Origin of the sequence: Streptococcus marimammalium DSM 18627, from assembly GCF_000380045.1 — a bacterium.
Classification (GTDB): Bacteria; Bacillota; Bacilli; order Lactobacillales; family Streptococcaceae; genus Streptococcus; species Streptococcus marimammalium.
Window position 1 is genome coordinate 166,698 of record NZ_KB904340.1, and the last position, 13,152, is coordinate 179,849.

At 32.5% G+C, this 13,152-nt stretch carries 15 protein-coding genes; 2 read left to right on the forward strand and 13 right to left on the reverse strand.

What is annotated here, in order from left to right:
• Positions 1-4: 4 nt before the first annotated feature.
• The 12 genes from A3I1_RS0102325 to miaA all read right to left on the reverse strand — a co-directional run bounded on the left by A3I1_RS0102325 (position 5) and on the right by miaA (position 10,563).
• Complete coding sequence (locus A3I1_RS0102325; RefSeq protein ID WP_018369716.1) at positions 5-793, reverse strand: Nif3-like dinuclear metal center hexameric protein; 789 nt, start codon at positions 791-793, stop codon at positions 5-7.
• Positions 783-1,469, reverse strand: a complete 687-nt coding sequence (locus A3I1_RS0102330; RefSeq protein WP_018369717.1) for a tRNA (adenine(22)-N(1))-methyltransferase — start codon at positions 1,467-1,469, stop codon at positions 783-785. Before A3I1_RS0102330 ends, A3I1_RS0102325 begins: the two co-directional genes overlap by 11 nt.
• Positions 1,456-2,106 (reverse strand): endonuclease III, encoded by a 651-nt coding sequence (nth, locus tag A3I1_RS0102335; RefSeq protein WP_018369718.1) that lies wholly within the window; start codon positions 2,104-2,106, stop codon positions 1,456-1,458. The genes A3I1_RS0102330 and nth overlap by 14 nt, the downstream gene beginning before the upstream one ends.
• Positions 2,106-2,792 (reverse strand): DnaD domain-containing protein, encoded by a 687-nt coding sequence (locus A3I1_RS0102340; protein ID WP_018369719.1) that lies wholly within the window; start codon positions 2,790-2,792, stop codon positions 2,106-2,108. Before A3I1_RS0102340 ends, nth begins: the two co-directional genes overlap by 1 nt.
• A gap of 47 nt (positions 2,793-2,839) precedes the next feature.
• Positions 2,840-3,352 (reverse strand): adenine phosphoribosyltransferase, encoded by a 513-nt coding sequence (locus tag A3I1_RS0102345; protein WP_018369720.1) that lies wholly within the window; start codon positions 3,350-3,352, stop codon positions 2,840-2,842.
• 80 nt (positions 3,353-3,432) lie between these two features.
• Positions 3,433-3,795, reverse strand: a complete 363-nt coding sequence (locus A3I1_RS0102350; RefSeq protein ID WP_018369721.1) for a TIGR02328 family protein — start codon at positions 3,793-3,795, stop codon at positions 3,433-3,435.
• 1 nt (position 3,796) lies between these two features.
• Positions 3,797-5,998 carry a single-stranded-DNA-specific exonuclease RecJ gene (recJ, locus tag A3I1_RS0102355; protein WP_018369722.1) on the reverse strand — a complete coding sequence of 734 codons (2,202 nt, stop codon included), beginning with the start codon at positions 5,996-5,998 and terminating at the stop codon, positions 3,797-3,799.
• Positions 5,995-6,765: an SDR family NAD(P)-dependent oxidoreductase gene (locus A3I1_RS0102360; protein WP_018369723.1), complete on the reverse strand. Its 771-nt coding sequence runs from the start codon at positions 6,763-6,765 to the stop codon at positions 5,995-5,997. The genes recJ and A3I1_RS0102360 overlap by 4 nt, the downstream gene beginning before the upstream one ends.
• Positions 6,762-7,694 (reverse strand): ribonuclease Z, encoded by a 933-nt coding sequence (gene rnz, locus A3I1_RS0102365; protein WP_018369724.1) that lies wholly within the window; start codon positions 7,692-7,694, stop codon positions 6,762-6,764. The genes A3I1_RS0102360 and rnz overlap by 4 nt, the downstream gene beginning before the upstream one ends.
• Before the next feature lie 27 nt (positions 7,695-7,721).
• On the reverse strand, positions 7,722-8,357 hold the full coding sequence (locus A3I1_RS0102370) for an HIT family protein (RefSeq protein WP_018369725.1): 636 nt from the start codon (positions 8,355-8,357) through the stop codon (positions 7,722-7,724).
• The gene (gene hflX / locus A3I1_RS0102375; protein ID WP_018369726.1) at positions 8,344-9,591 is read right to left on the reverse strand and encodes a GTPase HflX; all 1,248 of its coding nucleotides are present in this window, start codon (positions 9,589-9,591) and stop codon (positions 8,344-8,346) included. The genes A3I1_RS0102370 and hflX overlap by 14 nt, the downstream gene beginning before the upstream one ends.
• A gap of 75 nt (positions 9,592-9,666) precedes the next feature.
• On the reverse strand, positions 9,667-10,563 hold the full coding sequence (miaA, locus tag A3I1_RS0102380) for a tRNA (adenosine(37)-N6)-dimethylallyltransferase MiaA (protein ID WP_018369727.1): 897 nt from the start codon (positions 10,561-10,563) through the stop codon (positions 9,667-9,669).
• A gap of 69 nt (positions 10,564-10,632) precedes the next feature.
• Between miaA and A3I1_RS08340 the strand changes: the two genes are divergently transcribed.
• On the forward strand, positions 10,633-10,809 hold the full coding sequence (locus tag A3I1_RS08340; RefSeq protein ID WP_018369728.1) for a DUF3042 family protein: 177 nt from the start codon (positions 10,633-10,635) through the stop codon (positions 10,807-10,809).
• Between the two features lie 60 nt (positions 10,810-10,869).
• On the opposite strand, the gene trhO is transcribed toward A3I1_RS08340, so the two are convergent.
• On the reverse strand, positions 10,870-11,835 hold the full coding sequence (trhO, locus tag A3I1_RS0102390; protein WP_018369729.1) for an oxygen-dependent tRNA uridine(34) hydroxylase TrhO: 966 nt from the start codon (positions 11,833-11,835) through the stop codon (positions 10,870-10,872).
• A gap of 209 nt (positions 11,836-12,044) precedes the next feature.
• On the opposite strand from trhO, the gene ald reads away from it, so the two are divergent.
• Complete coding sequence (gene ald, locus A3I1_RS0102395; protein WP_018369730.1) at positions 12,045-13,148, forward strand: alanine dehydrogenase; 1,104 nt, start codon at positions 12,045-12,047, stop codon at positions 13,146-13,148.
• Positions 13,149-13,152: the final 4 nt, after the last annotated feature.

A 13,152-nucleotide genomic window follows, 5' to 3' on the forward strand; every position in this document is an offset into this window, starting at 1 on the left:
ACTCCTATAAATGATAAAACGGATTAGTATTGGCTTGGCTTTTTATAAAATCTACATCCCAATTGTTTTCTCTTTTCCATCTTTCAAATTTTTCATGTAATTTTTTAACAAACAAAACTTCAATATGATGTCCCGGGTCAATGGCTAAAAGTCCATCTGTTAACATCTCTTGAGCAGTATGGTAATAGATATCACCTGTAATATAAACTTGAGCACCTTTAGTGATAGCTTCTTGATAAAAATTTTGAGCACTACCACCACAAATGGCAATTCGAGAAACTATTGGATTATCATTTTCATAGCTAACCAAACGAACACTATCTAAATTGAACACATGCGCAATATTCTTAGCTAACTCCTCAAAAGGAATTGGGGAAATATCTCCAATGCGACCAATACCAAATCCTTCTTTGGTTTCACTTAAATAGCTTGTTTCATTGATATCTAACAACTCACAAAACCAATCATTAAGGCCACCATCAACCACATCAATATTAGTATGACTAACATACACAGCAATGTCATGTTTGACTAGATCAAGATAAATATTATTTTTAGGATTAGTAATAAGATTGACTAGAGGTTTAAAAATAGGAGCATGCTTAACAATTAAAAGGTCAACATTTTTAGAAATTGCCTCTTTAACAGTCGCTTCTCTGACATCAAGTGCTATCATGACATTAGTAACATCCTTATCTAAACTACCAATTTGAAGACCAGAAATATCACCCTCAAGTGATAATTCTTGAGGGCAGAATTCTTCATAACGATCAATAATTGCTTTAGCTTTCATTTAGAATCTCCTTAATCATTTTTATCTTTCTTGAAAGTTGCTTTCTTTCACTTTGGTAATTTTCTGGAATTTGTTTCAAAGCAAATAATAATTTTTGTTGCTCTTTTTGCCATTTTTTTAAAAACACAGGTGATTTTTCAAGTAAAAGAAAGGGACCAAATTGCTTTTCTATTTGTGTGATGTTTGAGGTACCTTTTTTTGCTACAATAATTTCATAAATTTTATTATTCTCTTCAATAATCTTTTCATTAATAATTGTAAACTGATTTATAGTTAGCCAATTTCTAAGTTCCTCTTCACGGTTGTTGGGTTGTAATATTAAATGTGAAATAGATGAAAGTTTTTCTTTATCATTTTCTAAAATAGTTGAAATCAAACGTCCCCCCATCCCACAAATGGTAATATCTGACACACAATCAAAATCGTCTAAAGCTTTAAGCCCATCAGCCAATCTTACTGTGATCAATTTTTCTAGTTGATGTGCTTTAACATTTGATAAAGCAGACTGATATGGTCCCACAGCAACTTCTCCAGCAATAGCACCACTAATTTTTTTTTGTTTTAGAAGATAAATTGGTAAATAAGCATGGTCGCTCCCAACATCAAGAAGCTTGCTACCTAATGGTACCAAGCTTGCTACTTCTTTTAAACGTAGTGATAGATTAAGTTCTTCCATAAGTTTCCTTATAATATTTACAATAACTCTGAACAGGACAAATGTCACATTTAGGATTTTTAGCCAGACAATGGTAACGACCAAAGAAGATTAGACGATGATGAGTTACAATCCAATCTTTTTTAGGAATTTTTTTCATTAAATCTTGTTCAATCTCCACAACATCAGCTGTTGGTGAGGAAATATTTAACCTTTTAGCTATTCTTGCAACATGAGTGTCAACAGCAATAGCCGGTATTTTGTATATCTCTGCCAAAGTGACATTAGCAGTTTTTCGACCTACACCGGGTAAGCTTTCTAATTCTTTGTGCGTTTTTGGTAATTGACCATCAAACTTTTCTAGAATTAATTGTGCTGTTTTAATAATATTTTTTGCCTTTGTTTTATAAAGACCAATGTGCTTGATGTCATTTTCAACCTCACTAACCTCAGCACTCGCTAAATCTTCTATTTGAGGATAGCGTTGCCACAATTTTGGTGTCACTTTATTAACAGCCTTATCAGTTGTTTGAGCGGATAAAATAACAGCAACTAGTAACTGAAAAGGGGTATTATAGGTTAATTCACCATGAGCATTTGGAAAAAGGTCACCAATAATAGCTAGAACTTTTTTTAAGCGTTCTTTACCAATTCTCATCAATCACTCCATAAATTTAAAGCTGTCTTAAAATCATCTGAGATGACAACATTTTTAGGATCTGCTTCTTCTCTTTGTTTTCGTCTTTCTTCAACTTGACGCACTGTTGTTATACCTTCTCTACGCCAGTTTCTAAGAATTGCTTGAATATATTTCCAGTTAGTTTTACCATTAAACACAGCCTCCTTTAAGGCAGCAAGAATAATTTCTGGATCAGTGTTGTCATCATTAACTAATTTAGTTAAATCTTCCAGTTCAAAGGGACTAAGCAAACGACCAAGCTCTTGTTCAAAAGTCTCTACTAAAGGTTTAATAACGTTAATCGTATCATTTTCTTGAGGATTATCAGAAAAACTTTCGTGTTTTTGAAAGAGATCATCTAATTTTTTTAAAGCTGGTGTTGCATCAAAAATGATTTCACTGTCACCTGCTAATTCAATAGTTCTAATTTCCAATAATTCAGCTTTTTTTAAATTTGAAATAGATCTATTAACATCCGCAACTGTTCTACCTATCGCCTTAGCTATATGGCTTGGAGCTATTTCTTCAATTTTTGTTGTGTTTTGCAGATAGAAAAATTGCCAAACCAAGTAGTCATCAACATTTTCAAAAATGTGATAAAACTGGAATAATAAATCACTTGGTAAAACCAAAATTCCTGAATCGAAGGCTTTTGAAAAACTCATGATATCTCTATCCTTTACTGTTATTAACAAATAATGTTTTATAGTGATTAAAAATGCATCAAGACCTTGTAATCATAATCACCAATAGCTTCTCTTCCTTTTAAATCATCTAATTCGATTAAAAAGGCACAACCTGCAACAATACCACCCATTTTTTCAACAAGCTCAATAGTTGCTTTAACAGTACCACCTGTAGCAAGCAAATCATCAACAATCAATACTCTTTGCCCAGGTTTAATAGCATCAGCGTGCATGGTTAATGTATCAATACCGTATTCTTTTTCATAATCAGCTGAAATGACTTCGCGAGGTAATTTTCCAGGTTTACGAACTGGTGCAAAACCAATACCAAGTTCAAAAGCAACTGGACAACCAACAATGAAACCACGTGCTTCTGGACCAACAATCATATCAATTTTTTTATCAGTTGCATACTGAACTATATCGCGTATAGCATAGCTATATGCATTTCCGTCTGCCATTAGAGGACTAATGTCTCTAAATTCAATTCCTTCTTTAGGATAATCCTTAATTGTCGCAATGTAATTTTTTAAATTCATTTTTAATCTTTCTATGGCAACAGCCAAAATAGTTTATGTTATATTATATCATGAATTTTATAAATGGTAAATTTATCAATTTATAGAATGATTGCTTTCTCTTCTAAATTTTTCAAACATTCATTAAGGTAAATAGCATTATGTTCAGGATAAATTGGCTTAGTAAGCGCCACTGCTTCTAAACTCTTGTATGCTTGTGTATTCTTACCTCTGTATAGAGGATTAAGCCATAATTTATCAGGTTTATAACCTCTTTTTGTCATTTCATTCATGATAAGTTGATGGTATTGAAATAATTTATAAGGACTGTGATTAAAAACATAGTTGACTGTAGCATGTTTTTTTCCCCAACCAGAACCACGCAAGGCTGCACATTCTCTGTGTTGTCCTAAAAGCTGTTGTCTTGGTAATTTTTCAATCAAACATTCATGCCACAATCTCATCTTATTTTCCTTTCAAATAGTGATAGATTTCCTCTGGGGTTCCTAAGGCCATTAATGACTGAAATGCTACAGTTTTTTTCAATTTTTGATAAGTATTGCTTTCACTAATTTCACGTTTTTTGGCAGTTTTATTGACTGTCATTATCCCATCATTAATAATAACAAATTCAAGTTCTTCAAAAATTTGTATCATTTTAATTAGTAATATTTTAGGGATTGATAAGTAATCAGAAAGCATATCTAATTTATGACGAATGTCAAAACTATCAAATTGAAAAATCGTTTTGTAAAGATGGGTGAACTGTTGTCTTGTTCCGTAACCTGATAAATAGTAAGGCATTGAAATTGAGTTTTTAAAATAAATAGCATCAAAATCGCGATTAACAAATAAGTTTTTTAAAGTCTCCTCGTCCTCAGGAATATCTGAAATAAGAACAATTTTGCTTTCTTTATCCTCTTCAATCGTTGGAATATTTTCTGGAGCCAGGGCATTTTTAGCTCTGATATCAATCAACTGGACGCCATTTACCTTAGCATCAACCAGCATCAGTTGAATGGACGTATTACCATTCCATTTATTAACTGATAAAGTTGTTACCATCTCAATATTTTGTAACTGTTGAAATTCTTGAACCAAATGTCCAAAATTAAAAGCAACAACATCACATTCAACACCATCTTGAGTAATTCTCAATTTAAGATGATTTTTAGTTTCACCCATAGTTCTTGCAATTTTAACTGTGAAATTTCTTAGTAAGAAACAGGGTTTTTTATTACCCATACCAAAAGGAGCTAGCCTATCAAAGCTTTTTAACAGTGAAAAATCAATATCAGAGAGATTAAGAAAAGCATCAATTGAAAGATTATTTTTTTTAGTTCCTTCAAGATGATTGGCAATCATATCATCACGAACTGCTTTTGACAAAGTAGCTATCTGACAAGTTTCAATAGTCATCCCAGCAGCACCACTATGCCCTCCAAAAGCAACAAATAAATCACGATTTTTATTAAGAGCTTCAAAAAGATCGAAACTATCTGGACTTCTACCACTACCTTTTGCATAATCACCATCAATTGTTAGAACAATAACAGGCTGACTAATTTGTTCTAAAATACGACCAGCAACAATCCCTAAAACACCAGGATGCCATCCTTCTTTAGCCAAAATTTGAATTGGTTGTGTTTTATCAACCATAAGCATTGCTTCATCATAAATAGATTGAACCAAAGTTTTTCTTTCATCATTTTTAGCTTGAATCATTAATGCAATTTGGTGAGTTTCTTCTTCATCAAAGCCAGTTAGTAACTCAATTGCTGGACTTGGGTCATCTAATCTACCAAGAGCATTAAGTTGTGGGGCTAAAATAAAGCCAATTGTTTCTTCACTGATACCATCTTTTTCAACATTTGATAGGTTTAATAGATCTAATAAGCCTAAACGTTCAGTATCTTTTAGGACTTCTAATCCCATTTTAACAAGTGTTCTGTTTTCACCCGTCAAACTAACCATATCAGCAATGGTACCTATCGCTACTAAATCTAGTAATTCCGTAGGAATAGTTTCTAAAAGAGCACAGGCAAGTTTAAAAGCTACTCCACATCCTGCAAGATATTTAAAAGGATAATTCGCTCCATGATGCTCGGGATGAATAATGGCATAGGCATCTGGTAATTTAGCTGGCATACTATGGTGATCGGTAACGATAACGTCAACACCCATTTCATTAGCATAGTTAATTGCTTCATGACCTGAAACACCGTTATCAACAGTGACAATGAGATTAACCTTTTCTTGTTCAATATAATATTGATAAACACTTTTATTTGGTCCATATCCGTCGACAAATCGGTTTGGTAGATAGATAATACTTTCTGCGCCCAATGCTTCTAAGGTTTCTTTTAAAATAGAAGCGGCTGTCATACCATCAGCATCATAATCACCGTAAACGAGAATTTTTTCATTAATTTCAACAGCCCGTCGAATTCTATCAACTGCTTTTTTCATATCATTTAATAAGAAAGGGTCGTGTAATTGTGAGATATCAGTTGATAGAAAATCATCAAGTTGTTCTTTCGTTTGAATCCCTCTATGATAAAGAATTTGATCGGCAATCGTATCAATACCTTCTTTTTTAGGAAAATCACAATCATTAAAAAATTTTTTATTTTCAGGTAATAACCAATTATATTTTGGTGAAATCATTTGAAATTAAAAACCTTCCTTGCTAACATATCAGATAGTTTAGGGAACAAAACATAGCATTTATGAGCAATATTTAAAAGTAGAGGAAGATTGATATCACGCTTATTTTTCCCCATATATTTAATGATTTTTTGAGCAACATCATCAGCTTCTAAGGTGAATCTTTCTACCATTTTTAAATAACCACCTGATGGATCTGCTCTATCAAAGAAATTTGTTTTAATTGGACCAGGATTAACCGTTGTAACATAAACATTGTCTTTAGCTAGTTCTAAACGAAGAGCATTTGAAAAACCTATCACAGCAAATTTTGTTGCTGAATAGATACTTGATTTATTTGAAGCAATAAGACCTGCCATACTAGCAATATTAATAATATGCCCATGTTTTTTTTGAGCCATTCTTTGACCAACTAATCTTGAAAATTGAATGGTGGCAAAAGTATTAACATCAAACATTTCACGTATTTCATCATTAGTAAAATTAGTAAAATCTTTAAATTCACCAAAACCTGCATTATTTATCATGACATCAATTTGGCCAAACTGTTTGTAGATGTCATCAACCATATCACTAATTGCCTTGTCATCACGTAAATTAAGTGACTTATAAAAATAATGTTCTGATGATCCATAAATACGTTGTAATTTCTCTTTTTGACGACTTAGTAAAATCAAGTAGTCACTATTTGGTAGTTGTTTAACGATTGATTGCGCCAAACCACCACCGGCACCTGTAATAACTATCACTCTTTTTTTTCTATTCATTTAATAATAATCTCTTCTAAATCCTTCACCACATGAGTGTTTTCAAAAATCGTTTTTGCATCTTTTTCTAATTGGCGAATATCCCTTGATAAAAAGCGTGCACTAACATGATTTAATAATAATTGTTTTGCTCCAGCTTCTTTGGCGACCTCTGCAGCTTGCATATTAGTAGAATGTGCATGATTTTTTGCAATTTTTTCATCACCTTTACCATAAGTTGACTCATGAACAAGTACGTCAGCTCCTAAAGCTAGACGAACACTAGCATCTGTTTTTCTTGTATCTCCTAAAATGGTAATAATTTTTCCTTTTTTAGGGTCAGATAAATAGTCTTTTGCTTTAATTGTTCGTCCATCTAATAAGGTAACATCCTGACCATGTTTTAATTGACCAAATAAGGGACCAAACGGTACTCCTGCTTTTTTTAAACCTTCAGCATCTAACGTACCTTCTAAATCTTTTTGCATTATTCGATAACCAATACTAAGAATGCTGTGGTCAAGTTTTTCAGCAAAAACGATAAATTTGTCAGATTCAAAAATCTTTCCTAGTTGCTTTTCTTCTAACTCATTAAATTTAATTCGATAAGGTAAACGAGAACCTGTCACTCGTAAACTTGATAAGACATAACTTCTAATCCCAACAGGACCAAAAATGTCAATATCCGTTTGTTTATCATTTGCTTGGAAGGAACGACTTGATAAAAAACCAGGAAGACCAAGTACATGATCACCGTGTAAGTGGCTGATAAAGACTTTCCTTACTTTTCTAGGTTTAATTGTTGTTTCTAGAATTTGTCTTTGGGTTCCTTCTCCACAATCAAACATCCAAATTTCGTTAATTTCATCGAGCAATTTTAAAACGAGACTTGACACATTTCTTGTTTTTGAAGGTTGCCCTGCACTAGTTCCTAAAAATTGAATTTCCATACTTTTTCGATACTTTCTAATCTATAGCTATTCTTTTTCAATATAAATAATTACTTGTCTTTGCTTAAATTGATAATATTTTTTCCCAAAATAATTTTTAGATGCTTCTAGTAATTCATCTTCATTAAAACTAGCAATTTCAATAACATCACCTTTTAATAGCTTAATTTCAGTAACTAAAAATTCTGTTTGTGGGATGATTTTAGCATTTGTTTTATCAAATTCTTTTACCATCATTTTAATTTTATTATCTTCTTTAAATATTTTGTAATCAGGAAAAATTTGTGCAAGTTGTAATAGTATTTTTTCAGTTATCTTTGCTGGTTTTTCACTAAAAACTTGTGCAACTTCCAGTTCACTTTCATAAGAAAATCCATAAGCCTTTCCTGATAAATTTAATCTAACAAAAGGATTTTTTTCAATAAAACTTGGCTCATCATCAAATAATTGAAGAGCTAAGCTCAGTTGAAAATAATAATCGGTTGCTGCTTTAGGGGATTGTTTTTGATAAATCTCAGCAAAGTAAGCATTGATAACACTCGGTGGCGGCGTAATCAAGCGTATCACATCTCTTTCTTCCATATTTTTAAAAAGATGGGTCAAGTAATTTCGATCAAGATTAGTAAAACCACCATAAGTCATTGCTAATTTAAGATAATCCATGATAAAATTCCTCTAGCTTCCATTTATCTTTCGAAGAAATATAGCCTTTAACTGCTATTGTACCATCTTTCAAGTTGTCTTCATCTAAAAAAGCCAGTTGACTCAACTTAAATAATTGATAACTATTTTCGGGTTTGATTATCATGTTAAAAGGGTGAAATAGCTTCTTAATTTCATCAATAATAATTGAACGAATTCTATTTGAAGCATTAGGTGATTTAGCAGAAATCATCACTCTTGGATGAAGATTTGGCACAAAATTATCTACCAAGTCCATTTTGTTGTAAACAGCTAGACGAGGTATATTAGTCATATCAAGCTCTGTTAATAAATCTTGAACAACCTTTTCTTGTTCAAGATGATTGGGATCGCTAGCATCAATAACATGGAGTAATAAATCTACTTGACGACTTTCTTCAAGAGTTGATTTGAAAGCAGCAACCAGTTCTGTTGGTAAATCTTGAATGAAACCAACAGTATCGGTTAGTGTTGCTTGAAACCTGTCTTTAAGATAAACTTGCTTTGTTGAAGCATCAAGAGTTGCAAACAATTCATTAGCTTCATAATGACTGTTGTCAGTCAAAAGATTCATAATAGTTGACTTACCTGCATTGGTATAACCAATCAGTCCTATATTAAATGAAGATGAAGCTACTCTTTTTTCTCTAGTCGTTTCTCTATTTTTAGCAACAATTTTTAATTTTTTTTCAATATCATTAATTTGATTTCTTATGGATCGTCTATTTAATTCAAGTTGACTTTCTCCTGGTCCCCGACTTCCAATACCACCAGCTTGGCGACTTAGCATAATGCCATGTCCAACTAATCTAGGTAAAAGATACTTTAATTGAGCCAGTTGAACTTGTAGTTTTCCTTCATGGCTTCTTGCTCTCATCGCAAAAATATCAAGAATTAACTGCATGCGATCAATAACTTTAACACCAAGTTTTGTTTCAAGATTAATGTTTTGTCTGGCAGTTAAACGATTATTAACAATAACTGTATCTATTTTCTGTGCAATAATAATTTGCTTAATCTCTTCTAATTTACCTTTACCGATAAAAGTAGTACTGTCGTATTTTTCTCTATTTTGTATAAGATTGTCAATAACAAATCCACCAGCAGTTTTGGCTAATTGTTCTAATTCAAGCATTGACATTAAAATATTATTATCATTTGGTAAGGATACACCTAATAAGATAACCCGTTCTTGCTTTTTTTTGGTTTCAAGCATTAGTTGTCTCCTCTCTTTTAATCATCTATATATTATACCATAAAACTACTGTTAAAATCTAACTAAAAAAAGGCTTTATTCAGCCTCTTTTTGACTTAAAAATATTTTAACGTTTTGATCGATAATTTCAATAATATTGTTTTCATTCATTTGAAAAAAGGTGACAGCCATCCTATTTTTAAACCAGGTTATCTGCCTTTTTGCAAATCGTCGAGTATTTTGTTTTAATTGATTAATGGCTTCTTCTAGTGATATTTTTCCTTCGAAATAAGGGAAAAATTCCTTATAACCAATTCCTTTTGTAGCTTGGCTATTTGGAAAGTTATCATAAAGCCATTTTGCTTCCTCTAGTATTCCTTTTGCCATCATCTTATCAACGCGTTGATTAATACGATCATAAAGTTTTTCTCTCTCATCATTTAAACCAATAATTAATGTGTCAAAATGTGGAGGTTGATTTTCTAAATCTCTACCAAACCTAGCAATTTCTAAACTTCTAATCGCTCTTCTACGATTTAATTCACGAACTTCTAATTTTTCTTTTTTAACTAGTGCAAAGAGACTCTCATCGCTTAATTTTTCTAGGTACTTGCGATAGTCATTTACTTTTTTTTGATTCATATTTCCACCAAGATGATAGCCCTCTAATAAACTTTGAAGATAAAGACCAGTGCCACCTACAATAATTGGTATTTTTCCTTTTTTAACAATAATATTAATGGCTTTTTTAGCCTCAGAAACAAAGTCAAAAACCGAATAATTATCTGCGATATCAACGATATCAATCAGATAATGAGGGACTTCTTCTTGTTCTTCTTTGGTGACTTTTGCTGTACCAATATTGAGATGTCGATAGACTTGTTGGCTATCACCACTAATAATTTCACCATTGTATTTTTTTGCAAGTCGAATTCCTAGAGCCGTTTTTCCAATCGCTGTAGGCCCAAGGATAACAATTATTTTTGTTTTCATACCTTTTCCTTGAATTTTTAGGCTTTTTTCGTTAGTATATATTATAACATAAGAAAAAGGAGAATCCCTATGTCAAAAAATTATAGTTTCTTAAAAGGGTTGGCAACTGGTGTTGTTGGTACTTTAGTAACCGTTGCTAGTGCAGTATTTGCAGTTAAAAAAACCATCATTGAACCTGAAGAAAAAAAAGTCGCTTTTATTGAAGAAAATCGCAAAAAAGCTGCTCGCAGACGCGTATCACGCTAAGTAAAACATAAAAACAGGATTTAAACCAATCCTGTTTTTATTTGTAATTTTACAGCTTGTTTATGCAATTACATCTATGGATTCACCAATTTTGTTGAGTGCTTTTTCCCATTCTTGTTTAGTTAAGCCATTTTCAGTAATGTAGCGATTTTTTTCATGTTGACGACACTCTTTAGAACAACCACGTAAGTATTTGTCTTCATTTTCCTTAGAAGTTAATATCTGACGATTACAAAACGGGTTACCACAATTAACATAGCGCTCACAAGGTGTACCATCAAACCAGTCAACGCCAACAATTTTAGGGTCTACTTGGTTGATTGGAACAGCAATACGTTCATCAAAGACATACATTTGTCCATCCCAAAGTTCACCCTTAACTTCAGGGTCTTTTCCATAAGTAGTAATACCACCATGTAATTGACCAACCTCTTCAAAGCCTTCACGTAATAGCCAACCAGAGAATTTTTCACAACGGACACCACCAGTACAGTATGTGACAATTTTTTTATCCATGAATTTTTCTTTATTGTCTCTAATCCATTTTGGTAATTCTCTAAAGTTTCTGATTTCTGGTCTTACTGCTCCACGGAAATGACCTAGATCATACTCATAATCATTACGTGCGTCAATAACAACAGTGTCTTTATCAAGAATCGCATCTTTAAATTCTTTTGGTGAAAGGTATTTCCCAGTCAACTCTAAAGGATTAACATCATCTTCTAGTCCTAAGTGGACAATTTCACGTTTGTAGCGAACAAACATTTTTTTAAAGGCATCTGTTCTTTCTTTATCATACTTAAACCACAAATCAGCAAATCGCTCATCGCTATGAACATAGTCCATATATTTTTGGGTGATTTCATAATTACCTGAAACAGTACCATTGATTCCTTCATCAGAAATAATGATGCGTCCTTTTAATCCAATGCTTTTACAAAAAGCTAAATGCTCTTTTGCATACTCCTTTGCATTCTCAATTGGTGTGTATTTGTAGTATAGTAACACTCTTATTTTATCTGTCAAAATATTCTCCTTATTCATTTAAATAGTCTCATTGAGTATACTCTTTTTTAATGAATATGGCAACTTTTTGAAATAAAAAAATGAGTGGTTAAAAATATTAAAAAAAAATAAAGTTTTAGTAAGTTTATGTAGATAGTTGACTGAAATCAAAGATAGTGTAAAATATGTACATAGAGTTTTAAACAAAAAGTTGAAGAAAGGAAGAAAATATGATTATAGGTGTTCCAAAAGAAATTAAAACACATGAAAATCGTGTTGGATTGACTCCAGCAGGTGTACTTTCCTTAAAACAAAACGGTCATGAAGTACTTATTGAGACAAATGCAGGCTTAGGATCTGGTTTTACTAATGAAGAATACATTGAGCAAGGTGCCAAAATTGTTGCTTCTGCTAAGGAGGCTTGGGATGTAGATTTTGTCATTAAAGTTAAAGAACCTCTTAAAGAAGAGTATGTTTTTTTCAAGGAAGGACTTGTTCTTTTTACCTACCTTCACTTAGCTCCTGCACCTGAATTAACAAAAGCACTCTTAGACAGTAAAATCATCGCGATTGCTTATGAAACTGTCGAAAAAGATGGTCTCTTGCCACTACTTAATCCAATGAGTGAGGTTGCTGGTCGGATGGCTGTCCAAATTGGAACTCATTATCTCACAAAAATTAACAATGGTCTTGGTATATTAATTGGTGGTGTTCCTGGTGTTAAAAAAGGAAAAGTTGTTATTATTGGAGGGGGCGTTGTTGGTACTAATGCTGCCCAAATGGCCGTTGGGTTAGGTGCAGATGTTACTATCTTAGATGTTAACCTTAAACGATTAGCTGAATTAAATGCACAATTTGGTAATAGTATTCAAACCTTGATGTCAAATCCGCTTAATATTGCTAAAGAAGTTAAAGAAGCAGACCTTCTTATTGGTGCTGTTTTAATTCCAGGTGCACGTGCTCCTAAACTTGTAACAAGTGAAATAATTTCTACTATGAAAAATGGAACAGTTGTAATTGATGTCGCTGTTGATCAAGGTGGAATTATTGAAACTGCTGATCATTCAACCACTCATGATGAACCTGTTTATGTGGTGAATGGAGTTACCCACTATGCTGTTGCAAATATGCCTGGTGCTGTTCCAAGGACATCAACAATTGCACTCACAAATGTAACTTTACCATATGCCATTGAAATAGCAAATAAGGGAGTTGAACAAGCACTTAGAGATAATAAAGCACTTTACAATGGTGTTAACATCTACCGTGGTCTTTTAACCAATGAGTCTGTAGCTAAATCTCTAGACTTATTCTATTCAGAATTAAATTTATAAGTTT

Bases quoted from the DNA above. Each gene is read 5' to 3' on its own strand.
- A3I1_RS0102325 (WP_018369716.1), bottom strand. From the start codon at position 793: ATGAAAGCTAAAGCAATTATTGATCGTTATGAAGAATTCTGCCCTCAA.
- A3I1_RS0102330 (WP_018369717.1), bottom strand. From the start codon at position 1,469: ATGGAAGAACTTAATCTATCACTACGTTTAAAAGAAGTAGCAAGCTTG.
- nth (WP_018369718.1), bottom strand. From the start codon at position 2,106: ATGAGAATTGGTAAAGAACGCTTAAAAAAAGTTCTAGCTATTATTGGT.
- A3I1_RS0102340 (WP_018369719.1), bottom strand. From the start codon at position 2,792: ATGAGTTTTTCAAAAGCCTTCGATTCAGGAATTTTGGTTTTACCAAGT.
- A3I1_RS0102345 (WP_018369720.1), bottom strand. From the start codon at position 3,352: ATGAATTTAAAAAATTACATTGCGACAATTAAGGATTATCCTAAAGAA.
- A3I1_RS0102350 (WP_018369721.1), bottom strand. From the start codon at position 3,795: ATGAGATTGTGGCATGAATGTTTGATTGAAAAATTACCAAGACAACAG.
- recJ (WP_018369722.1), bottom strand. From the start codon at position 5,998: ATGATTTCACCAAAATATAATTGGTTATTACCTGAAAATAAAAAATTT.
- A3I1_RS0102360 (WP_018369723.1), bottom strand. From the start codon at position 6,765: ATGAATAGAAAAAAAAGAGTGATAGTTATTACAGGTGCCGGTGGTGGT.
- rnz (WP_018369724.1), bottom strand. From the start codon at position 7,694: ATGGAAATTCAATTTTTAGGAACTAGTGCAGGGCAACCTTCAAAAACA.
- A3I1_RS0102370 (WP_018369725.1), bottom strand. From the start codon at position 8,357: ATGGATTATCTTAAATTAGCAATGACTTATGGTGGTTTTACTAATCTT.
- hflX (WP_018369726.1), bottom strand. From the start codon at position 9,591: ATGCTTGAAACCAAAAAAAAGCAAGAACGGGTTATCTTATTAGGTGTA.
- miaA (WP_018369727.1), bottom strand. From the start codon at position 10,563: ATGAAAACAAAAATAATTGTTATCCTTGGGCCTACAGCGATTGGAAAA.
- A3I1_RS08340 (WP_018369728.1), top strand. From the start codon at position 10,633: ATGTCAAAAAATTATAGTTTCTTAAAAGGGTTGGCAACTGGTGTTGTT.
- ald (WP_018369730.1), top strand. From the start codon at position 12,045: ATGATTATAGGTGTTCCAAAAGAAATTAAAACACATGAAAATCGTGTT.